The 20,742-nt window shown below is 63.8% G+C and carries 24 protein-coding genes; 8 read left to right on the top strand and 16 right to left on the bottom strand.

Annotated elements, in window-relative coordinates:
* Nucleotides 1-32 precede the first annotated feature (32 nt).
* Together urtE and FJ957_RS07690 are read left to right on the top strand one after the other, a co-directional pair.
* Entirely contained in the window at nucleotides 33-728 is a 696-nt protein-coding gene (urtE, locus tag FJ957_RS07695; RefSeq protein WP_140830182.1) for an urea ABC transporter ATP-binding subunit UrtE, read from the top strand.
* A 405-nt stretch (nucleotides 729-1,133) separates the two neighbouring features.
* Nucleotides 1,134-1,310, top strand: a complete 177-nt coding sequence (locus tag FJ957_RS07690) for a hypothetical protein (protein WP_095765283.1) — start codon at nucleotides 1,134-1,136, stop codon at nucleotides 1,308-1,310.
* Nucleotides 1,311-1,333: 23 nt separating this feature from the next.
* Here FJ957_RS07690 and FJ957_RS07685 read toward each other — a convergent pair whose 3' ends face one another.
* The 10 genes from FJ957_RS07685 to FJ957_RS07640 form a co-directional block, all read right to left on the bottom strand.
* A complete protein-coding gene (locus tag FJ957_RS07685; RefSeq protein ID WP_140830180.1) occupies nucleotides 1,334-2,479 on the bottom strand; it encodes a GGDEF domain-containing protein in 1,146 nt (381 codons plus the stop codon).
* 112 nt (nucleotides 2,480-2,591) lie between these two features.
* Nucleotides 2,592-3,398 carry a DUF72 domain-containing protein gene (locus FJ957_RS07680; protein WP_140830178.1) on the bottom strand — a complete coding sequence of 269 codons (807 nt, stop codon included), beginning with the start codon at nucleotides 3,396-3,398 and terminating at the stop codon, nucleotides 2,592-2,594.
* 24 nt (nucleotides 3,399-3,422) lie between these two features.
* The gene (locus FJ957_RS07675) at nucleotides 3,423-3,989 is read right to left on the bottom strand and encodes a GNAT family N-acetyltransferase (RefSeq protein WP_246685799.1); all 567 of its coding nucleotides are present in this window, start codon (nucleotides 3,987-3,989) and stop codon (nucleotides 3,423-3,425) included.
* Nucleotides 3,878-4,288: a DUF302 domain-containing protein gene (locus FJ957_RS07670; protein ID WP_181180521.1), complete on the bottom strand. Its 411-nt coding sequence runs from the start codon at nucleotides 4,286-4,288 to the stop codon at nucleotides 3,878-3,880. The genes FJ957_RS07675 and FJ957_RS07670 overlap by 112 nt, the downstream gene beginning before the upstream one ends.
* Complete coding sequence (gene uvrA / locus FJ957_RS07665) at nucleotides 4,288-7,209, bottom strand: excinuclease ABC subunit UvrA (protein ID WP_140830173.1); 2,922 nt, start codon at nucleotides 7,207-7,209, stop codon at nucleotides 4,288-4,290. The genes FJ957_RS07670 and uvrA overlap by 1 nt, the downstream gene beginning before the upstream one ends.
* A gap of 818 nt (nucleotides 7,210-8,027) precedes the next feature.
* The gene (locus tag FJ957_RS07660; RefSeq protein WP_140830861.1) at nucleotides 8,028-8,309 is read right to left on the bottom strand and encodes a hypothetical protein; all 282 of its coding nucleotides are present in this window, start codon (nucleotides 8,307-8,309) and stop codon (nucleotides 8,028-8,030) included.
* A 76-nt stretch (nucleotides 8,310-8,385) separates the two neighbouring features.
* Nucleotides 8,386-8,988 carry an ATP-dependent Clp protease proteolytic subunit gene (locus tag FJ957_RS07655; RefSeq protein WP_140642887.1) on the bottom strand — a complete coding sequence of 201 codons (603 nt, stop codon included), beginning with the start codon at nucleotides 8,986-8,988 and terminating at the stop codon, nucleotides 8,386-8,388.
* Nucleotides 8,989-9,007: 19 nt separating this feature from the next.
* Nucleotides 9,008-9,481, bottom strand: a complete 474-nt coding sequence (locus tag FJ957_RS07650) for an SRPBCC domain-containing protein (RefSeq protein ID WP_140830171.1) — start codon at nucleotides 9,479-9,481, stop codon at nucleotides 9,008-9,010.
* Nucleotides 9,478-9,792, bottom strand: a complete 315-nt coding sequence (locus FJ957_RS07645) for a metalloregulator ArsR/SmtB family transcription factor (RefSeq protein ID WP_140830169.1) — start codon at nucleotides 9,790-9,792, stop codon at nucleotides 9,478-9,480. Before FJ957_RS07645 ends, FJ957_RS07650 begins: the two co-directional genes overlap by 4 nt.
* 44 nt (nucleotides 9,793-9,836) lie before the next feature.
* Nucleotides 9,837-10,217, bottom strand: coding sequence for a cupin domain-containing protein (locus FJ957_RS07640; protein ID WP_140830166.1), 381 nt, complete (start codon nucleotides 10,215-10,217; stop codon nucleotides 9,837-9,839).
* A gap of 194 nt (nucleotides 10,218-10,411) precedes the next feature.
* On the opposite strand from FJ957_RS07640, the gene FJ957_RS07635 reads away from it, so the two are divergent.
* Genes FJ957_RS07635 through FJ957_RS07625 form a run of 3 tightly spaced genes read left to right on the top strand, consistent with a single transcriptional unit; the run spans nucleotide 10,412 to nucleotide 11,825 of the window.
* Nucleotides 10,412-10,930 (top strand): single-stranded DNA-binding protein, encoded by a 519-nt coding sequence (locus FJ957_RS07635; protein ID WP_140642880.1) that lies wholly within the window; start codon nucleotides 10,412-10,414, stop codon nucleotides 10,928-10,930.
* Between the two features lie 34 nt (nucleotides 10,931-10,964).
* Nucleotides 10,965-11,363, top strand: coding sequence for a DUF2306 domain-containing protein (locus tag FJ957_RS07630; RefSeq protein WP_140830164.1), 399 nt, complete (start codon nucleotides 10,965-10,967; stop codon nucleotides 11,361-11,363).
* A 30-nt stretch (nucleotides 11,364-11,393) separates the two neighbouring features.
* Complete coding sequence (locus FJ957_RS07625; RefSeq protein WP_140830162.1) at nucleotides 11,394-11,825, top strand: OsmC family protein; 432 nt, start codon at nucleotides 11,394-11,396, stop codon at nucleotides 11,823-11,825.
* Between the two features lie 40 nt (nucleotides 11,826-11,865).
* Here the strand turns inward: FJ957_RS07625 and FJ957_RS07620 are convergent, their stop codons facing one another.
* The 3 genes from FJ957_RS07620 to FJ957_RS07610 all read right to left on the bottom strand — a co-directional run bounded on the left by FJ957_RS07620 (nucleotide 11,866) and on the right by FJ957_RS07610 (nucleotide 13,528).
* Nucleotides 11,866-12,495, bottom strand: a complete 630-nt coding sequence (locus FJ957_RS07620) for a MarC family protein (protein WP_140830160.1) — start codon at nucleotides 12,493-12,495, stop codon at nucleotides 11,866-11,868.
* Between the two features lie 93 nt (nucleotides 12,496-12,588).
* A complete protein-coding gene (locus FJ957_RS07615; RefSeq protein ID WP_140830158.1) occupies nucleotides 12,589-12,966 on the bottom strand; it encodes a VOC family protein in 378 nt (125 codons plus the stop codon).
* Nucleotides 12,967-12,997: 31 nt separating this feature from the next.
* Entirely contained in the window at nucleotides 12,998-13,528 is a 531-nt protein-coding gene (locus FJ957_RS07610) for a hypothetical protein (RefSeq protein ID WP_140830156.1), read from the bottom strand.
* 85 nt (nucleotides 13,529-13,613) lie between these two features.
* On the opposite strand from FJ957_RS07610, the gene FJ957_RS07605 reads away from it, so the two are divergent.
* Nucleotides 13,614-14,438 carry an AraC family transcriptional regulator gene (locus tag FJ957_RS07605; RefSeq protein WP_140830154.1) on the top strand — a complete coding sequence of 275 codons (825 nt, stop codon included), beginning with the start codon at nucleotides 13,614-13,616 and terminating at the stop codon, nucleotides 14,436-14,438.
* Nucleotides 14,439-14,465: 27 nt separating this feature from the next.
* Here FJ957_RS07605 and FJ957_RS07600 read toward each other — a convergent pair whose 3' ends face one another.
* A complete protein-coding gene (locus FJ957_RS07600) occupies nucleotides 14,466-15,089 on the bottom strand; it encodes a ParB-like protein (RefSeq protein ID WP_140830152.1) in 624 nt (207 codons plus the stop codon).
* A 6-nt stretch (nucleotides 15,090-15,095) separates the two neighbouring features.
* Nucleotides 15,096-16,787, bottom strand: coding sequence for a SulP family inorganic anion transporter (locus FJ957_RS07595; protein WP_140830150.1), 1,692 nt, complete (start codon nucleotides 16,785-16,787; stop codon nucleotides 15,096-15,098).
* Between the two features lie 200 nt (nucleotides 16,788-16,987).
* On the opposite strand from FJ957_RS07595, the gene gyrA reads away from it, so the two are divergent.
* Nucleotides 16,988-19,774 carry a DNA gyrase subunit A gene (gyrA, locus tag FJ957_RS07590; RefSeq protein WP_140830147.1) on the top strand — a complete coding sequence of 929 codons (2,787 nt, stop codon included), beginning with the start codon at nucleotides 16,988-16,990 and terminating at the stop codon, nucleotides 19,772-19,774.
* Nucleotides 19,775-19,822: 48 nt separating this feature from the next.
* Here the strand turns inward: gyrA and FJ957_RS07585 are convergent, their stop codons facing one another.
* Nucleotides 19,823-19,975 carry a hypothetical protein gene (locus FJ957_RS07585; RefSeq protein WP_095765297.1) on the bottom strand — a complete coding sequence of 51 codons (153 nt, stop codon included), beginning with the start codon at nucleotides 19,973-19,975 and terminating at the stop codon, nucleotides 19,823-19,825.
* A 191-nt stretch (nucleotides 19,976-20,166) separates the two neighbouring features.
* Here FJ957_RS07585 and coaD point away from each other — a divergent pair, with 191 nt between their 5' ends.
* A complete protein-coding gene (gene coaD, locus FJ957_RS07580; protein ID WP_140830145.1) occupies nucleotides 20,167-20,667 on the top strand; it encodes a pantetheine-phosphate adenylyltransferase in 501 nt (166 codons plus the stop codon).
* Nucleotides 20,668-20,742: the final 75 nt, after the last annotated feature.

Genomic DNA, 20,742 nt, shown 5'->3' with positions numbered 1-20,742 from the left:
CTATTTTGAAGCGCTGGAGAAGGGGCTGAATCATGCTCGAAGTCTCCAATGCCACGCTCCACTACGGCGCCGCCCAGGCGCTGCGCGGCGTCTCGCTCAAGGCGGGCGCAGGCAAGATCACCTGCGTGCTCGGCCGCAACGGCGTCGGCAAGACCAGTTTGATGAGATCGATCGTCGGCCATCACCGGCTGACGAGCGGAAGCGTTGCCTTCGAGGGGAAGGCGCTCGACCGGAGCGCGGCGTATGATCGCGCCCGGTCGGGCATCGCATTCGTGCCGCAGGGCAGGGAGGTTTTTCCGCTGCTCACGGTGCGCGAGAACCTGGAATCCGGTTTCGCGCCGCTCAGGCGTGCAGACCGTAATGTTCCGGCGCATGTCTTCGAGCTGTTCCCGGTCTTGAAGCAGATGCTGTCGCGCCGCGGCGGCGACCTTTCCGGCGGGCAGCAGCAGCAACTCGCCATAGGCCGGGCGCTGGTGATGCGGCCCAAGCTCCTGGTGCTCGATGAGCCCACCGAAGGCATCCAGCCTTCGATCATCAAGGATATCGGCCGCGCCATCCGCTATCTGCGCGACCAGGCGGGGATCGCGGTGCTTCTGGTCGAGCAATATCTCGACTTCTGCCGGGAGCTTGCCGACGAGGTCAACATCATGGATCGCGGCCAGATCGTGCATACCGGTCCGGCCGAGGACCTCGACCGGGCGGATGTGCGGAAGTTCCTGACAGTGTAGTGCCGGCCGTCATCCTTGGGCGAAGCAAGGGGCGCAGCGACGTCGCGCACCGATGCCGGATGATGCGGCGGTATAAAGTAATGGCCGTTCAACCTCGCTCCTGCCGCCCTACGTTTTTGCACCGTTGGTGATGCTTCGAAGTAACGGAATGGACTCTCGGGTCTTCGCTCCGCTTCGCATCGCTATGCCCAAGGATGACGAAGTGTTCGACGGCTCTGGTACGTCGAATACCGCATGCTAGTCTTTTCCCGGCCTTGGTGAGTCGGCCGCTTTCCGTATCCAGTCGCGAATGAGGGGAAGGCGCGCGGAAACCGCCCGCAAGTTCCACGCAAGCAAGCCTGCTTAGCTTTCCCCGCAGTGATTGTCGGTCAATGCGTCCAAAAAGAATCTTGCCAGGGGACGGCGATGGAACGTTTTGTCGAGGACTACCAAAAGCGGCGTCTCACCGAGCGCGTCGATATCATGACCGCGATCAACATCCTGATGTCGCAAGGCTATGACGAGGATCATCTCCTGGATGAGATCACCAAGGTTTTCTATGTCGATCTCGACGCCTTCAACGAAGTGATCTCGCACCATTGAGAGTTCGCACGCGGCGGTAAAACTCAACCGGCGCGGCGGAAATCCAGGACGCGGTTGCGGCCGCCGCGCTTGGCGGCATAGAGCGCCTTGTCGGCGGCGCTGAGCACTTTGTCGAAGCTCATGCCGTCCGTGCTGCCGAGGGCGAAGCCGGCGCTGACCGTGCAGCGCAATGGCCCGGCCTCTGTCTCCACCGTGCGCGCGGCGAAGGTGGCCCTGACACGTTCGGCCGTCGCCTCGGCTGTCTCGGGCAAAGTGCGCCTCAACACCATGGCGAATTCCTCGCCGCCCATGCGGGCGACCGCGTCGCTCGGGCGCAGATCGGCGGAGAGCACTTCGGCAAAGACCTTCAGCACCTCGTCTCCCGCAGCATGACCGAACTGGTCGTTGACGGCCTTGAAGCCGTCGAGGTCGAACACCACCACGGCCGTGAAAGCGCCGACGGGTGTCTTGCCGTGAAGGTCGAATAACGCGCGGCGGTTGAGCAACCCGGTCAAGGCATCGGTCTGCGCCTCGCGCTGATGATGGCGGGCGAGCCGCCCCTGGTTGAGCGCCAGCGACAATGCGCCGATGCCGGTCATGGAGGCGATGACGATGACGAGGCTCAGATCCTCCGCCCAATTGCTCGGCGCACGGCCGAGGACGAGCTTGCCGTCCCATGCCAGCACGGCCGCGCACAGCACGAAGGATGCGGCCGTCAGCGAATAGAGCAGCGCCACGCCGATGAGATGGACGGGCGCTTCCGCGCGGCCCCGCCAATATTCGTGCGCGGCGCCGAACAAAAGCAGCGCGGCCAGCGCGTTCTCCAGGATGAAGCCCAGGCCGTCATAGCCGAGCGCCATCGGCGGGAGGGCCAGGGCGAAGGACAGGCCGGCGCCAAGCGCGATGAGCGGCAAGGGCGAACGCCTGGTCCTGAATTGATGGGCGGCCCCCAGCATGACCGAGAAGCCCAGCAAGAGCAGCGCCAGCGTCAGCACGCCAAGCGCCGTTCCGGGCTTTTCGATATAGGCGTCGTAGACAAAGACCTCGGCCACGACGACCAGCACGCTGATCGCCCAAGTCAGCAGGAACTTGTCGGAACGGGCGGTCAGCCATGTTCCGAACAGCGTGAGGCTGAGGCAAGCGGCGGAAAAGCCGACGGCAAGCAGCAATGAATTGTAGTCGAGCAGCATGCACGCGTCCTTGCCGGCACCGGGCCTCTGCAACCTGGCGTAGATGTATTAGTGCAGCAAGGAAGTATCGATTACGTTACGATAGCCGTGAAGATTGCGGGATTTGCCCCTATCAGCCCGCCACCCGTTTCATCAGCGCCATGGCGCCGAACGGCGCGCGCACCTTGCCCTCGGTGATGAAGTAGGCGAACACGTCGCGCGGCTTGACCGGCGCATCGGTCTTCGGATCGGCGCGCGGCAGGTCGGCGGGTTGTTTGCCTTCAGCCCAGGTTTTTGTCCGCCCCGCCCATTCGTCGAGGCCTTTCGGCGTGTAGCAGTCGGGGTTGTCGTCGCTGCCGGTCTGCAACCGCGCGTAGACGAAATCGCCGGTGATGTCGGCGATCGCCGGATATTTGGCGTGGTCCGCATAAACGATCGCCGCGTTGTATTTTCGGGCGAGCGCTGGAAACTCCGGCACGATGAAGCTGTCGTGGCGCACCTCCAGCGCGTGGCGCAGAGGCACGCCGTCCTGCTTCTCGGGCAGAAGTTTGAGAAAAGCTTCGAAATCGTCGGCGTCGAATTTCTTGGTCGGCGCGAACTGCCACAGAATCGGGCCGAGCTTCTCGCCGAGCCCGGCGACGCCGGAGCCGAGGAAGCGCATCATCGACTCCCCCGCCTCGCCAAGCACGCGGCGATTGGTGACGAAGCGGTTGCCCTTGAGCGAGAAGACGAAGCCGTCCGGCGCATCGTTGGCCCACTTGACGAAAGTCGGTTCCTTGAAGCTGGAATAGTAGGTGCCGTTGACCTCGATGCTCGGCACCTGGCGGCTGGCATAGTGCAGTTGCTTGGCCTTGGCGAGCTTCTCCGGATAGAAGGAGGTATCCCAGGGCTCAAAAGTCCAGCCGCCCATGCCGGAGCGGATCTTTCCTTGGCTCATCATCTTCCTCCTCCGTTCGAAATGCGATCAGGCCGCTCGGTCGACCGGCTTGGCCATATCGACCAGGATCCATCCTGATCGGTACGGGTTGGGCCGGCGACCCGTTTCGCGATAGCCGTAGGCCGCATAGAGCGCGATGTTCCGCTCCATGCGCGAATTGGTGTAGAGCCGCACTTCCGGCACGCCCCACGCCCGCGCCTGCTCGTCGGCGAAGCCGAGCAACGCAATGCCCAACTTTCTGCCCTGGAAGGCCGGCGAAACCGCGACGCTGAAGATCATGGCGTGGTCGGGGTGACGCTCGATGACGATCAATCCGGCGAGCTGTGAGCCTTCTTCCAGCAGCCAGACCTCGCCGCGCTCGATGCGCGGCGCATAATCCTCGGTGACCGGGACCGGTGGTCCGCCGAAGATGGGCGTGTAAGGCGCATAGGCTTCGGTGGTTAGCGCGACGACGGCGGCGAGATCGTCAGGGCGGGCCAGTCTCATGATTGGTCCACTCCGGCAGCGGCGGCGACAACCTTTTTCAAGCCGGCGGCAATCGCGGCGACGGCGTCGCGGCTGGCGTCGCCGAGGCCATGGCGCTCCGCCAGCCAGTGCGCGTCGTTGTAGGACAGCCAGACCTTGCCCTGCTCGTCCTCCCAGGCCAGCGCCTTGATCGGCAGGTCGATGCCGGCTGTTTGCTTGTCCTGCATCAACAGCGTGCCGCTCTTGGGATGGCCGAAGATAAGCAATTCGGTCGGGCGCAGCGGCGCACCGATCTCATGCGCGCCGGCGGCATGGTCGATCCGTGCGAAGACGCGCAATCCGGTGCGCGTGATGGTTTCAACGAGCCTATCGATCGTCTCTGTGACGCCGAAGCGGCTTTCGACGGAGACGAGACCGTTGTTCGTCATCACTCGGCCGCTTCGCGTTTGCCTCCGGGACGGCGCTCCAGAAGCTCCTTCAGGAACTGGCCGGTGTAGCTGCGCTTTTCGCGCACGATCGCTTCCGGGGTGCCCGACGCCACCAGCTCGCCGCCGCCGTCGCCGCCTTCGGGGCCGAGATCGAGCACCCAGTCGGCGGTCTTGATCACCTCGAGATTGTGCTCGATCACCACCACCGTGTTGCCTTGGTCGACCAGCTCGTGCAGCACTTCGAGCAGCTTCGCGACGTCGTGGAAGTGCAGGCCGGTGGTCGGCTCGTCGAGGATGTAGAGCGTCTTGCCGGTCGCCTTGCGCGACAATTCCTTGGCGAGCTTGATGCGTTGCGCCTCGCCGCCCGACAGCGTCGTCGCCTGCTGGCCGATATGGATGTAGCCGAGGCCGACCTGCTTCAGCGTCTCCAGCTTGTCGCGCACGCCAGGCACCGCGGAGAAGAAGTCGACGCCTTCCTCGACCGTCATGTCGAGCACGTCGGCGATCGACTTGCCTTTGAACACGACGTCGAGCGTCTCGCGGTTGTAGCGCTTGCCGTGGCAGACGTCGCAGGTGACATAGACATCGGGCAGGAAGTGCATCTCGATCTTGATGACGCCGTCGCCCTGGCAGGCCTCGCAGCGGCCGCCCTTGACGTTGAAGGAGAAGCGGCCCGGCTGGTAGCCGCGCGCCTTGGCTTCGGGCAGGCCCGCGAACCAGTCGCGGATCGGCGTGAAGGCGCCGGTATAGGTGGCCGGGTTGGAACGCGGCGTGCGGCCGATCGGCGACTGGTCGATGTCGATGACCTTGTCGAGGAATTCCAGCCCCTCGATGCGGTCATGCTCGGCCGGATGCTCGCGCGAGCCCATGATGCGGCGCGAGGCCGCCTTGAACAGCGTCTCGATCAGGAAGGTCGACTTGCCGCCGCCCGACACGCCGGTGACCGCGGTGAAGGTGCCGAGCGGGATTTCCGCCGTCACATTCTTCAGATTGTTGCCGCGCGCGCCGACAACCTTGATGCGCCGGTTTTTCTTCGCCTCGCGCCGCACGCCAGGCGTCGCCACTTCGAGCGCACCCGACAGATATTTGCCGGTGATCGAATTGGGATTGGCCATCACCTGCTGCGGCGTTCCCTGAGCGATGATCTCGCCGCCATGGATGCCGGCGGCAGGGCCCATGTCCACGACGTAGTCGGCATGCAGGATGGCGTCCTCGTCATGCTCGACCACGATCACCGTATTGCCGATATCGCGCAGATGCTTCAGCGTTTCGAGCAAGCGTGAATTGTCGCGCTGGTGCAGGCCGATCGACGGCTCGTCCAGCACATAGAGCACGCCTGTCAGGCCGGAGCCGATCTGCGAGGCCAGCCGGATGCGCTGGCTCTCGCCGCCCGACAGCGTGCCGGAGTTGCGCGACAGCGTCAGATAGTCGAGGCCGACGTCGTTGAGGAAGCGCAGCCGCTCGCGGATCTCCTTGAGCACGCGCACCGCGATCTCGTTCTGCTTGTCGTTGAGCTCACCCGGCAGATCGGTGAACCATTGATCGGCCTTGCGGATCGACTGCTCCGTGACCTCGCCGATATGTTTGCCGCCGATCTTCACCGCCAGCGCTTCCGGCTTCAGCCGGTAGCCGTTGCAGGCCGGGCAGGGGGTGGCCGACATGAAGCGCTCGATCTCCTCGCGCATCCAGGCCGATTCCGTTTCCTTCCAGCGCCGGTCGAGATTGGGGATGACGCCCTCGAAAGTCTTGGTCGTCTTATAGGAGCGCAACCCGTCGTCATACTGGAAGGTGATCTCGCGCTCGCCCGTGCCGCGCAGTACCGCGTCCTGCGCCTCCGCGCTGAGGTCCTTGAACTTGTCGCCGAGCTTGAAGCCATAAGCCTTGCCCAGCGCTTCCAGCGTCTGCGCATAGTAAGGCGAGGTCGACTTCGCCCACGGGCTGATGGCGCCATTGCGCAATGAAACGTTCTCGTCCGGCACCACGAGGTTGGGATCGATGGCGCGCTGGCTGCCGAGGCCATCGCAGGTCGGGCAGGCGCCGAACGGGTTGTTGAAGGAGAACAGCCTCGGCTCGATCTCCGGAATGGTGAAGCCGGACACCGGACAGGCAAACTTCTCCGAGAACAGGATGCGCTCATGCGTCTCGTTCTTCGACTTGTTGACCGAGTCCTCGCCGGTCAGGCTGGCGTCGAGCGGCCGGTCGGCGAACTCGGCCACGGCAAGGCCCTCGGCAAGCTTCAGCGCGGTCTCCATCGAATCCGCAAGCCGGGTTGCCAGATCGCCGCGCACGACGATGCGGTCGACGACGACGTCGATGTCGTGCTTGTACTTCTTGTCCAGCGCCGGCACGTCGGCGATCTCGTAGAAGACGCCGTCCACCTTGACGCGCTGGAAGCCCTTCTTCTGCAGCTCAAGCAGTTCCTTGCGGTACTCGCCCTTGCGACCGCGCACGATCGGCGCCAGCAGGAACAGGCGCGTGCCTTCGTCGAGCGCGAGCACCCGGTCGACCATCTGCGAAACCGTCTGGCTCTCGATCGGCAGGCCGGTGGCCGGCGAATAGGGAATGCCGACACGCGCGAACAGCAGCCGCATATAGTCGTAGATTTCGGTGACCGTGCCGACCGTCGAGCGCGGGTTCTTCGAGGTGGTCTTCTGCTCGATCGAGATGGCGGGCGACAGGCCGTCGATCTGGTCGACGTCCGGCTTCTGCATCATCTCCAGGAACTGGCGGGCATAGGCCGACAGGCTCTCGACATAGCGGCGCTGGCCCTCGGCATAGATGGTGTCGAAAGCGAGCGACGACTTGCCGGACCCTGACAGCCCGGTCATCACGATCAGGCTGTCACGCGGCAGGTCGAGATCGACGTTCTTGAGATTGTGTTCGCGCGCCCCGCGAATGGAAAGGTATTTATGGTCGGCCATCGCCGGTCGCCGCCTCAGATCTGGAATTTGCTGGATTGGGCGGGGTTGTCCCGGCCATCCCTTATGTAGGTTGTTTTGCCGCCGCGTCGAGAGACGCCACACATCTCGACAACTAGCGTTTAACCGCCTTTCGCGCGAGCGGGCAAGCGGAAAGAACAAAGGCCGAACACGCTCCTGACAAAACTGCGGAAACAAAGAGCACCTGCGTCGCGTCCGAACCGGTTCACGAAGGCGCCCGACTTACCGGACGTAACCTCTTACCTGGACGTAACCTCCCGCCGATCACATTTTTCGGTAACCGGCTATTCAACGGTTGACGTGTCGGACGGAGGGGAGCAGTCTCAAAAGCGTCAACGAAGCCGGCCGTCTTTCGATGGCCTCGCCGCCCAACTGGCGGCCTGCGAGACGCCGCAGGCGATAGCGACCAGCGCTTCGAACGACATTGTCGCAACGGACCCAGGAGCGGAGCATGACGCCACCGGACAGTCCCTTGAGGCTCCACACGGAGATGGAGCCGCGGCGGGCATAAGTGCCAGGGCAGACTTGAAACGCCAGCCCGACAAACCGTGACTTGCCGATTCCCCACAATCAGAGACGACAGTCGGATCGTCGGCTGAACGCCGCGTTGCATCCGAAACAGAACGCCGGCAGTACACTCCCGGCTAAAGTTGGATTTCAGATCCATGAAGCCCCATCCATCTGCGCAGCAGGGATGGGGCTTGCATTTTTGCGCTCTTGCGTTCTTGGTCTGCATCGCCACAGGCGCCGACTGCGCTGAGGGGCACCACCCAATCCGGCAAATTTTCGGGGCAGGACGCTCAGCGGTTCGGCAGCTTCATGCCGCCCGTGGCCATGTCGATCGTTATGCTGCCGCCGATTCTGACATCGGTATTGCCGATCCTGAAGGAGCCGTCGTTGCCGGCCGGCAGGGCGTCGTCCGGTTCCGGTTGCGGCGCCGGCTTGGCGATACGGTAGTCGCCGCTGACGCCGGGCAGCTTCTGCGACGAGCTGTCGTCGGCAAGCGCGGTGCCGGCAACCAGCGCGCCTGCAAGCGCGGCGGCGGCAACGCACAAAAGTCTGGTTTGCAGCAGCTTGGGCATGCCCGAACTATAGAGGCGCGGCTGGAGCGATGCCAGACGCAGGGCGATCAATTTGCCGCGCGTCCGGCCTGCGATATCAGGCAGCTTTCTTGCGTGTGTCGTAGACGTGGTCGACGAGACCCCAGTCCTTGGCTTCCGCGGCGCTCATGAAATAGTCGCGGTCGAGGGTGCGCTCGACCTCCTCATAGGTCCGGCCGCAATGCTTGGCGTAGAGCTCGGTCATGTGCTGCTTGGTGCGCACGATGTCCTCGGCATGGCGCTGGATGTCGGAAGCCTGGCCCTGGAAGCCGCCAAGCGGCTGATGCAGCACGATGCGGGTGTTGGGCAGCGCGATGCGCCGTCCCGGGTTGCCGGCCATCAAAAGGAAGGAGCCCATCGAAGCGGCAAAACCCATGCACACCGTCGACACCGGGCAGGAAATGTATTGCATGGTGTCGTAGATGGCGAAGCCGCTGGTCACCATGCCGCCGGGCGAGTTGATGTAGATCGAGATCTCCTTATCGGGATGATCGGATTCCAGCGACAGAAGCTGCGCGCAGACCAGCGCCGAGACGCTGTCGTTGATTTCCCCGTTGATGAAGACGATGCGCTCGCGCAGCAGCCGCGAAAATATGTCGAAGGCGCGTTCGCCGCGGCTCGACTGCTCGATCACCATCGGCACCAGATTGGCAATGCTCATCGCTTTCTCCTCGATCTGATCAGGCCGCGCGCAGCATCATGCAGGGCGCATTGGCGGCGATTGGATTTTTGCGCGCATCGAGCGAAAGCCCGCAGCCGGCGCCCGAGATGGCGATGAGAGGCTGCGCTGCCCGCGCGAAGCCGTCATGGACGATGCTGAGATGCGTGCCGCCGGAAGCGGTGCGCGCCAGCGTGAAGGTGACGATGCTGTCGAAGGCCGGGAGTTCGCCATCGTCCGCGCCAGGCCGCTCGCGCCAGGAATAGCGCAGCAGCCTGCCGGGCTCGGCCTCGAGCACCTCGCATTCGATCGGCGCATCCGGGCCGGCAAAGGCGAAGCGGCTGCCGGCTTCGGCCTTCATGTCGTTCGGCATCATCCAGGCGGCGAGCAGCTCCGGCTCGGTCAGTGCCCGCCAGACTTTTTCCGGCGGCTCGGGGAGGTCGCATTCGAAGCTGAGCGGCGCCTTGGCCGCTGTCGGGTGTTTTATAGCCGTCATTGGTCCATTTCCTTCAGAACGGTCTTCAACTTCTCGATGCGTTCCGGCCAGAAGGCGCGGTAGCGTTCGATCCAGCCGAGCAGCGGGTCGAGCCCTTGCGGGTCGGCGCGATAATAGGCGTTGCGGCCGGCGCGCCGCTCGACCACCAGGCCGGCGGCGCGCAGCACGGCAAGGTGCTGGGAGACCGCGGGCTGCGACACGCTCATGCCGGCCCGCAGTTCGCTCACGCTCATCTCGCCGGCGGTCAGCTGCTCGTAGACGGTGCGTCGCGTCGGGTCGGCCAGAGCGCGGAAAATCTCTGCTTCGATCATGACAAAAGCATAAGCCGATACTTATTGATTTGGCAAGTGTTGTTTTAAGATGTCCAGCGTCTCACCGGCGCCGCGGCTCCGTCGAAGCTTGCCTCGAACACCGGCGATGCGAGCACGGCTTGGATGTGAAGCGTGCCGGAACCGACGTTTTGAAAGCCATGTTTGCAGTGCGCGGGAATGATCAGCGAGTGCCCGGCCGTGAGCACGGCGCGTCGGTCGTCGATCCACATTTCGGCTTCGCCGGCAATCACCGTCAGCACTTCCTCGGCCGTGTGCGCGTGCGTCGGCGCGCCGGTACCTGATCCGACCCACTGCTCGAATATACAAAGGCCGGTCGCGCCATTGACGGCGGCAACATGCAGGCGGGTTTCGACTCCGGCTCGCCACGTTTCGCGCGGCTGGTCCTCATGCGAAACAATGTTCATTCCGATGTCCCCCTTGTTTCCTGCGCAGGAATACTACCTGTTGCTGACATTCCTTGACAGAGGCTGCGGCCATGACTAGAACGAAAAGAGAACAAAAACCTTGTGGGAAAAGCCAGCCTGTGCGGGCGGCGGCGACCCGCAAGCTGTAAGGTGAGCGACTTAAAATTTGTTTCGGATGAGCGCGGAGAAGTAAGATGGCGGGTAGCGTCAACAAGGTCATTCTGGTCGGCAATCTCGGAGCGGATCCTGAAATCCGCCGCCTGAATTCCGGTGATCCGGTCGTCAACATTCGCATCGCCACGTCGGAAAGCTGGCGCGACAAGAACTCGGGCGAGCGTAAGGAAAAGACCGAGTGGCATAACGTCGTCATTTTCAACGACCAGCTCGCCAAGGTGGCCGAGCAGTATCTGAAGAAGGGCATGAAGGTCTATGTCGAGGGCCAGCTGCAAACCCGCAAATGGCAAGACCAGACCGGTGCCGACAAATACACGACCGAGGTCGTGCTGCAGAAATTCCGGGGCGAGTTGCAAATGCTCGACGCGCGCGGCGAGGGCGGCGGCGGCCAGGTCGGCAACTATTCCGGCGGCGGCAGCAGCCGTGGCTCGGATTTCGGCCAGTCCGGTCCGAATGAAGGCCGTGGCGGCGGTGGCGGTTCCAGGGGCGGCGGTGGCGGCGGCTCGTCGCGCGAGCTGGACGACGAGATCCCGTTCTAAGCGTCTCGAAATGGTCGTCTGAAGGGAAGGCGCGATGTCGCTCGGACCGCTTCTGTCGGCGCCTCCTCCCATTCCATGGCATGCATTAGCGGCCTTCGCCGCGCTCGCTGTGGGCGGCGCCCAGCTGGCGCTGCCCAAGGGCAATACGCGGCACCGGGTGATGGGTTATGCCTGGGTGACGCTGATGCTGGCCATCACCATATCCAGTTTCTGGATCCAGCAAATCCGGTTCGTCGGTCCGTTCAGCCCGATCCATCTGTTGTCGATCCTGGTGCTGGTCACCGTGCCGCTGGCGCCTTCGTATGCGCACACGCATAAGGTAGCCGCGCATCGCGGCGCCATGATCAAGCTCTATCTGTTCGCGCTGGTCGGCGCCGGCATCTTCACGCTGCTGCCCGGCCGGATCATGCATGCCGTCGTGTTCGGACAATAGGGCGGCAGGAACCTCGTAAGGAAGATCAACGTGAAAGCACGCGTCAAATGGGTCGAGGAACGCACCTTCGTCGGCGAATCCGGCAGCGGCCACAAGGTCGTGCTGGGCACGGCGAACGGGCCGGAAGGCCGGACACCCGGACCGAGCCCGATGGAACTGGTGCTGATCGGTACCGGCGGCTGCTCGGCCTATGACGTCGTCCACATCCTTGAAAAAGGCCGGGAGGCGGTCGAGGATTGCGTGGTCGAGCTCGACGCCGACCGGGCCGAAGCTGATCCAAAAGTGTTCACGCGCATCCACATGCATTTCATCGTCAAGGGCCGTGCCCTGTCGCACGACAAGGTGAAACGCGCGATCGATCTGTCGATCGAGAAATACTGCTCGGCCAGCGCCATGATGGCGAAGACGGCGACCATCACGCATGATTTTGAAGTGGTCGAAACGGCGGCAGTAGGGCAGTAGGGCAGTAGGGCAGTAGGGTAAGTTGCTCGCGGCCGATGAACTAAGCGGCCATCAGCGCCCTCACACCGTCGGCCACGAACTGTACGGCGAGCGCCGCGAGGATCACGCCCAGGAGCCTGGTCAGGATCGAGCGGCCGGTCTGGCCGAGGATGCGGTCGATGCGTTCCGACAGCACGAACACCAGAAACGTGATCACCAGGCAGATCGCTATGATGCCGACCAGCGCTGCCTGCGCGCCAAAACCCTGGAAGGATCCCGACAGGAGCACCGTCGCCGAAATCGCGCCCGGCCCGGCGATCAGCGGGATCGCCAGTGGGAAGGCGGCGATGTTGTGGATCATGTCCTTGGTGATGGCGACGTCGCCGATCTTCTCCTTGCGGTCCTGGCGGCGCTCGAAAACCATCTCGAAGGCGATGAAGAACAAGAGAAAACCGCCGGCGACGCGGAAGGCCGGCAGTGTGATGCCGAACACCGACAGGATCGAGGCGCCAGCGACGGCAAACAGCGCCATCACCAGAAAGCCGATGACCGAGGCGCGGACCGAGACCTGCTGACGCTCCTCGCGGTTCATGCCGCGTGTCACGGCAAGAAAGAGCGGCGCCAGCCCAGGCGGGTCGATGGTCACCAGGATGGTGACGAAGGCGTTGAACAGGCTGTCGAAGCTCGGCATCGCTGGTCCCCTCCCACCGGGCGAAGCCCGAGCTTTCAATTGGTAGAGCAAAGCCAGGGCGCTGGAAACAGCGCGGAAGGGGAAAACAGCCGGCTATTCGGGCCTGCCGCAAAAGGCTTCCAGGCGGTAGCCGTCCGGGTCGATAACGAAGGCGGCGTAGTAGTTGTCCCCATAGGCCGCCCGAAGCCCGGGCGCGCCGTCGTCCTTGCCGCCTTCATGCAATGCCGCGGCGTGAAAGGCGTCGACGCTGGCGCGCGTCGACGCCGAGAAACAGAAATGCAAGCCAGACTCCGCTTCGGCCGGTACCGGCCGTTCGGCGTCGTTCACCCAAAGCTGGACTGTTTGGGCGCCGTAACCGAGGGAGCCGGGCGACTGGCTGAGACAGGAATAGCCGAGCGGCTCGAGCGCGGCGTCGTAGAAGCGTTTCGAAGCGCCGGCGTCGCGGACACCGATCGAGACATGGTCAAGCATTGTTCCTCCATGATTACAATTGGTTGATCGCTCAGGCGGGAGTCATGCGGCGGGCCAGGAATTCTACCTCCATGCGCCAGGTCAAGCCGTGGTCACGCGAGCGTTCGCCGAGCCAGCGAAACGAGTTCCCGGTGATGCGCGAAAAGCTCCAGCGCACCGACGCGCCGGTGCCGTCGGCGCCGACCTGGATAATGGTGTCGTCCTCGGCGCGGCCGAGCTGCCGGCTGTAATACTGGTTGCGCGGATCGCTCCAGAAGATGTGCCAGGCGTCGGCACCGGGATCGTAGACGCGCAACGTCGTGCCGTAGAAGGTCCATGGCCCGAGCGACGGGGAGGGGCCGGCGTCGCGCGCAGGCAGGATCCAGACGTCCTGCACGGCCCTGCCTTCGAGAACCCAGCCGAAATGCACCTCGCCGCGCCCTGTCAGCCTGGTGCCATCCTCGAGAATGCGCGTAGCGTCGAAGGTCCAGGCGCCGATGAAGCGGCCATAGAGCTTCAGCTTTTCGGCGAGATCCGGGGTGGGGCCGTCGCTGTGCAGGGCCTCGGCAAAGGGATCGGTCATTGTTGCTGCCTCGTTTGTCAGGAGAGGCCGAGCAATAGCGGCACGGCTGGGTTCTTCGCTTGGGAAAAATTGCTATCCTTCAGCCATGACCACAGCGCAGAAAACTCTGGCTTGCGGACATGGCTGGCAGGTGTCCGACGTGATCTGCACGGCAGTCGCCGGCGACAGGCCGTTCGAGGAAGAGCATCCGAGCTTCTGCGTCGCCGCGGTGACCAGGGGCACGTTCCGCTATCGCACGAGCCAGGGCACGGCAATGCTGGCGCCGGGCGCCATCCTGCTCGGCAACCCCGGCGCCTGCTACGAATGCGGGCATGAGCACGGCGCCGGCGACCGCTGCCTCTCCTTCCATTTCTCGCCGGCCTATCTGGAGCGCGTCGTGGCCGAACTGCCGGGCGCGAAGCAACTGGGCTTCGCCGATCCGCGCCTGCCGCCCTTGCCGGCGCTGGCGCCTTTGTTGGCCGAGGCGGAAGCGGCACGGGAAACGTGCACCGGCGACGCATTCGAAGAGCTCGCCCTGCGCATGGCCGGCGCGGTCGCCGCAGCCGCGACCGGGTCTTCCACGACTGCCCGGACGCCCAGCCGGCGCGACCAGAAACGCGTTGCGGAGGCGGTGCGCTTGATCGAACTCAACGCCGAACGACCATTGTCGCTGACCGAGCTCGCCGACGGCACGGCGACCAGCCCGTTTCATTTCCTGCGCACGTTCCGGCACGTCGCCGGCATGACGCCCTACCAGTTCCTGCTGAGGACGAGGCTGCACCGCGCCGCGGTGCAATTGCGCACGTCAAATGCCGCGATCTCGACGATCGCTTTCGACGCCGGTTTCAACGATCTGTCGACCTTCAACCGCCGGTTCCGGCGCGAGATGGGGGAAGCTCCCGGCGCCTATCGCGCCCGCCGCATTGGCTAGCAAAATCCGCGTCGGTCGGATACGCCGTCAATACGATGTCGGGCCGCACCAGCCAGGCAGATAGTCCGCGTCCTTGCTCCTGGCGAGCGCCAAGGCATCCTTCATCGCCTTGTCGAAGTTCTTCGCAACCGCATCGCGGTCAATACGCCGGCGCAGGAAATCCGCCCAGATGAATTCGCTGAACGGCGTCGTGTCCTTGGCAAAGCCGCCGAGACGGCGCAGTTCGCCCGCCACGCTCCGGTAAGGATCGTCGACCAGCTCGCCGATCGTCTTTGGGATCGCCGCGTAGTCGCGGCGCCGGCCGTTCTCGTCGAACGGGTGCATCCAGCCGCGATTGTCGAGCACGAAGAGAAACGCGTCCTTGTCGAGCGCGGACAGGTCGCTGATCACGGTCACCAGCACGTCCTTGACGCCTTCCTCGAGCAGGGCGCGGGCGAGATGATGATGATCGGTGACGTAGTTTCGGTTCTTGGGGCCCAGCACGACCGGCACCATGTGCCTGCCGAGAAAAGCACCGGTCTTCTTCTTGGCGTCCTGCGCCCGGATCATCTGGCGCTTCAACGCGACTTCCCTCATGCCGACCGTGATCTGGGTCGGCCTCAGTTCCTCGACTGGGACCGGGGTCACAATGGGTTCGCGGGGGTCGATCATGGCGCGTCATCCTGTTCTTGCCGCTGCGGTTTCCCCCGGACCAAGTGATTTGATCGCCGCATCGACGCTGTGGAAGATCCGTTGCGTGCCGACAATTTCGGCGATGCCGAAGCGCTTGAGCGCCGCCTGGGCGCGCAGCGATTCCATGCGAGCGATAGCAAAGACCGCGCCTTTGTCGCGACAATGGCGGATGGTGTCGATCAGCGCCTGGGCGGCGGTGTAGTCGATCTCAACGATGTTGCTGGCTTCCAGCACCACCAGCTTCACGCCCTCGCTGGCGTCGATCAGGTCGCTCAGGCCACGCTTGAAACGGTCGGCGTTGACGAAGGAAAGCGGCGCCTGGAACGCCGCCACCAGCACGCCCGGGTGCTGCTCGCCGGCACTGAAATCGCTCGGCGGCCACCAGACCGAGGTTCCCGGTACCTGCGCCAGCGCGATCGGCTCCGTGCGCGTCGAGCCCCAGATGCCGTAGAGCAGCGACAGGCCGATGCCGATCGCGACGCCGGTTTCGATCGGCAGCACGACGATGGCGATCATGGTGATCAGGATCAGCGCGAACTCGACTTTCGCCTGGCGCCAGACCTTGGCGAACACCTGCCAGCGCAGGATGTGCTGGGCCACGAACATCAGCACCCCGGCCAAAGCGGCCTGCGGCACGTTGGCAAGCAGGCCACCGCCGAAAACGCCGAGCGCGAGCACGATGGCCGCCGCGATCAGGCCCGACAGCTGCGAACGACCTCCCGTCTGGGCGACGATGGCCGTGCGCGGCGGGCTGGCGTTCACGGCAAAGGCGCCGAACAGCCCAGCCAGGATGCTGCCCGCGCCGACGCCGACGAAGTCGCGGTTGATATCGGGCGCGTCGCCGTTCCGCGGCGCGAAGGAGCGGCTGGTGGTCGCGGTCTGCACCATGACGACGATGGCGATCAGCAGCGCGAGCGGGACAAGCGCCTGCGCGTCCTGGAAGTCGGCGGTTGGCATCCCTGCGGCCGGCAACCCGTTCGGCAAGGCGCCGAGCACTTCGACGCCCCGGTTCTTCAAGTCGAAGGCGATGACTGCAAACGTCGCCAGAACCATACCGATCAACGCCGCCGGGATCCGGGCGCTGATATGCTCCGACACGAAGACGAGGGTGAACACGCCGAGCCCGAGCGCAAGGCTCCATGGATTGGTGAGATGAAGATTGGCAGCGATTTCACCGACGCGTCGAACCGTCTCGCCGCTTTCCGCCGGCAGGCCGAGCAAAGAAGGCAGTTGCGAGACGATGATATGGACGGAAATGCCGGCAAGGAAACCGGTCGTGACAGGCACGGACAGGAGATCGGCAATCCAGCCGAGACGGAAAACGCCGCTGAGCGTCACCAGCAGCCCCACCATCAGCGCCAGCATGGCCGCCAGTGCCAGATAATGCGGCGAGCCGGATGTGGCGATCAGCGCCAGCCCGCCGGCAAACAACGGCGTGATCGTCGAATCCGCCCCGGCCGACAAATGGCGGTTCGCGCCGAACAGCGCGAAGGCGACCGAGCCGGCGACGAAAGCAAGGAAACCGATCTCCGGCGCGAAACCGCCGAGGCGCGCCGTCGCCATCTGCTCGGGAATGGCGATCGCGGCCAGCGTGATGCCGGCCGCCAGATCGCCGTTGAGGTCTCTGACACTCCAGCCGCTCAGCGCCCGCAAAGGCAACCATGAGGCCAGGTTCATTGCGCTTGCGGTTTTTGCCCGATCCATCGCCGACCTTGCCGCATGACGGCGAAAACGACTGTGGCCATATCGTCGCAATCAGCGGTATCCATTTGAAATTACCATCAAAATTGTCTCTGGAAAAGTCCGGCCGACATTGGAGTTTCGGCAAGGCTTCCTATATAAGCATGCAGTGATTCCCGACTGGATTGTGACCTGATTTGACCGACCAGAAGACACCGCGCGGGCCGGACGGCGGCCCCACCGGCATCGAGCCGATTTCAATCATCGAGGAGATGCAGCGCTCCTATCTCGATTACGCCATGAGCGTGATCGTCAGCCGCGCGCTGCCCGACGTGCGCGACGGCCTGAAGCCCGTGCATCGCCGCATCCTCTATGCCTCGCATGAGAGCGGCTACCACTGGAATCGCAAATATGTGAAGTCGGCCCGGCCGGTCGCCGACGTGATGGGCAAATACCATCCGCATGGCGACGCTTCGATCTATGATGCTTTGGTGCGCATGGCGCAGGACTGGTCGCTGCGCGTGCCGCTGATCGACGGTCAGGGCAATTTCGGCTCGATCGACGGCGATCCGCCGGCGGCGATGCGCTACACCGAGTCCAGGCTCACCAAGGTCGCGCATGAACTGTTGGAGGACATCGACAAGGAAACCGTCGATTTCCAGGATACTTACGATGCGTCCGGCAGCGAGCCCAAGGTGCTGCCGGCGCGTTTCCCGAACCTTCTGGTCAACGGCTCCGGCGGCATCGCCGTCGGCATGGCCACCAACATTCCACCGCACAATCTCGTCGAAGTCTGCAACGGCGCCATCGCTCTCATCGACAATCCAGCAATCGACCTGACGGCGCTGATGGAGATCGTGCCCGGTCCGGATTTCCCGACCGGCGGCATCGTGCTTGGCCGTTCGGGCATCTACAATGCCTATTCGACGGGCCGCGGCTCGATCGTCATGCGCGGTCGCGTCGAGATCGAGCAGCGCGGCAATGACCGCGAATCCATCGTGGTCACCGAGATTCCTTATCAGGTGAACAAGGCCTCGATGATCGAGAAGATGGCCGAGTTGGTGCGCGACAAGCGCATCGAGGGCATTTCCGACATCCGCGACGAGAGTGACCGCCAGGGCTACCGCGTCGTCGTGGAGTTGAAGCGCGACGCCGTGGCCGACGTCGTCCTCAACCAGCTCTACCGCTTCACGCCGCTGCAGACCTCGTTCGGCGCCAATATGGTGGCGCTCAACGGCGGCAAGCCGGAAGTGCTGACGCTGATCGACATGCTGAAGGCCTTTGTCGGCTTCCGCGAGGAAGTCGTCAGCCGCCGCACCAAATACCTGCTGCGGAAAGCGCGCGAGCGGGCGCATGTGTTGGTCGGCCTGGCGATCGCCGTGGCCAATATCGACGAGGTGATCAAGCTGATCCGCACCGCACCGGATCCGCAGACGGCGCGCGAGCAGTTGATGGAGCGGCGCTGGCCGTCACACGACGTCGCTCCGCTGATCCAACTGATCGACGATCCGCGCCACCGCATCAACGAGGATGGAACCTATAATCTGTCCGAGGAACAGGCGCGCGCCATCCTTGACCTGCGCCTGCAGCGCCTGACCGCGCTCGGCCGCGACGAGATCGCCGATGAATTGAACCAGATCGGCGCTGAAATCGTTGATTTCCTTGATATTTTGTCGTCGCGCGCGCGCATCCAGCAGATCGTCAAGGATGAGTTGATCGCGGTCCGTGACGAGTTCGGCACACCGCGCCGCACCGAGCTGACCGACGGCGGTTCGGATATGGAAGACGAGGACCTGATCCAGCGCGAGGACATGGTCGTCACCGTCAGCCATTCCGGCTACATCAAGCGTGTGCCGCTCTCGCTCTACCGGGCGCAGCGCCGCGGCGGCAAAGGCCGCTCCGGCATGTCGACCAAGGAAGAGGATTTCGTCACCCGCCTGTTCGTCGCCAACACGCACACGCCGGTGCTGTTCTTCTCCTCGCGCGGCATCGTCTACAAGGAGAAGGTCTGGCGGCTGCCGATCGGCAACCCGCAATCGCGCGGCAAGGCGCTGATCAACATGCTGCCGCTCGAGCAGGGCGAGCGTATCACGACGATCATGCCGCTGCCGGAGGACGAAACCAGTTGGGGCGAGCTCGACGTTATGTTCGCGACCACGCGTGGCACCGTGCGCCGCAACAAGCTGTCCGACTTCGTCCAGGTCAACCGCAACGGCAAGATCGCCATGAAGCTGGAGGAAGAGGGCGACGAGATCCTCGGCGTCGAGACCTGCACCGACAATGACGATGTGCTTCTGACGGCGAATTCCGGCCAGTGCATCCGTTTCCCGGTCTCCGATGTGCGTGTCTTCCAGAGCCGCAATTCCGTCGGCGTGCGCGGCATAACCATGGCCGAGACGGACCGCATCATCTCGATGTCGATCATCGAGAATGTCGATGCGTCACCCGCCGAGCGCGCCGCCTACCTGAAGCGTGCCGCGGCCGAGCGCCGGCTTGCCGCCGGCGGCGCGGCCGAGGAGGAAGAGATTGCGCTCACCAATGAGGAAATCGGCGAGGAAGCCGAGCTTTCCGAAGAGCGCTACGAGTTCCTCAAGGCGCATGAAAAACTTGTGCTGACGGTGACCGAGTATGGCTACGGCAAGCGCTCGTCTTCCTACGATTTCCGGCTGACGGGCCGTGGCGGCAAAGGCATCCGCGCCACCGATGTGTCGAAGGTAGCTGAGATCGGGCGCCTGGTCGCGACCTTCCCGGTCGGCAATGACGATCAGATCATGCTGGTTTCGGACGGCGGCACTGTCATCCGCGTGCCGGTCAACGGCATACGCTTCGCCAGCCGGGCCACCAAAGGCGTGACGATCTTCAACACGGCCGAAGACGAGAAGGTCGTGTCGGTGGAGCGGATTTCGGAGCCGCAGGGCGACGATGAGGTCGAGGAGGTGTTTTCGAGCGAGACCGGCGCGGACGATATGAGCGGAAGCGAATAAGCTTCGCTCGGCTTAACCGGCCCTTTGGCCGGCCCGGTCATGGTCGGATCAATGGCGGCGGTAAACGTTGCGATGGGCGAAACCATCGAGCCGCTTGGTGTTGGCCTTGACGCGTACCCGCGCTGCTTCCTGATGCAACCCGAATGCGGTGGCGATGAGCATCACAATGGTCATTGCAGTGGCGAGCATGTAGATCAGCATTTGCGTGTTCTCCTGCACTTACAACGATGAGATGGGGATTTGGTTTCATCCCTTGAAGCGGCAACTTAGTGAACGCTGCGTGAAACGTTCGTGATCGTCGCATTCATCTGTCGTTCATCGGCGCGAAAAGGTTCACGGCCGGGCAATCGATGGGATTTGCCTTTGTTCGAGAGGCTCGCTAGAAGCCTGCCATGACCGAACGCACCGCCCTTTATGCCGGCTCCTTCGACCCGCTGACCAACGGCCATCTCGATGTGCTGAAAGCGTCGCTGGCGGTGGCCGATACCGTGTACGCGGCGATTGGCATTCATCCGGGCAAGAAGCCGTTATTTTCCTTCGAGGAACGCGTTGAGTTGATCGAGGCGGCAACCAAGGCCGAGTTCGGCCGCGACGGCGGTCGCATCAAGGTCGTTTCCTTCGACGGACTGGTCATCGAGGCGGCCCGAAAGCACGGCGCCTCGATCATGATCCGGGGGCTGCGCGACGGCACCGATCTCGATTACGAAATGCAGATGGCGGGCATGAACGAGACGATGGCGCCGGAGTTGCAGACGGTTTTTCTGCCCGCCAGCCCGTCCGTGCGCACCATTACCGCCACACTTGTGCGCCAGATTGCGTCGATGGGCGGCGACATCCATCCTTTCGTGCCAGCCGCCGTCGCCGGCGCGCTCACCGCCAAGTTCACCAAATAGGCTTTCCCGGAGATTCCTATGCAGCTGAAGAAGCTCGCTTCGTTCCTCGTCGTGCTTGCCGGCCTTTTCGCGGCA

Origin of the sequence: Mesorhizobium sp. B2-4-6 (assembly GCF_006442775.1) — a bacterium.
Taxonomy (GTDB): Bacteria; Pseudomonadota; Alphaproteobacteria; order Rhizobiales; family Rhizobiaceae; genus Mesorhizobium.
The sequence above is the reverse complement of the archived record's forward strand: the minus strand, read 5'-3'. Positions and strand labels throughout refer to the sequence as shown.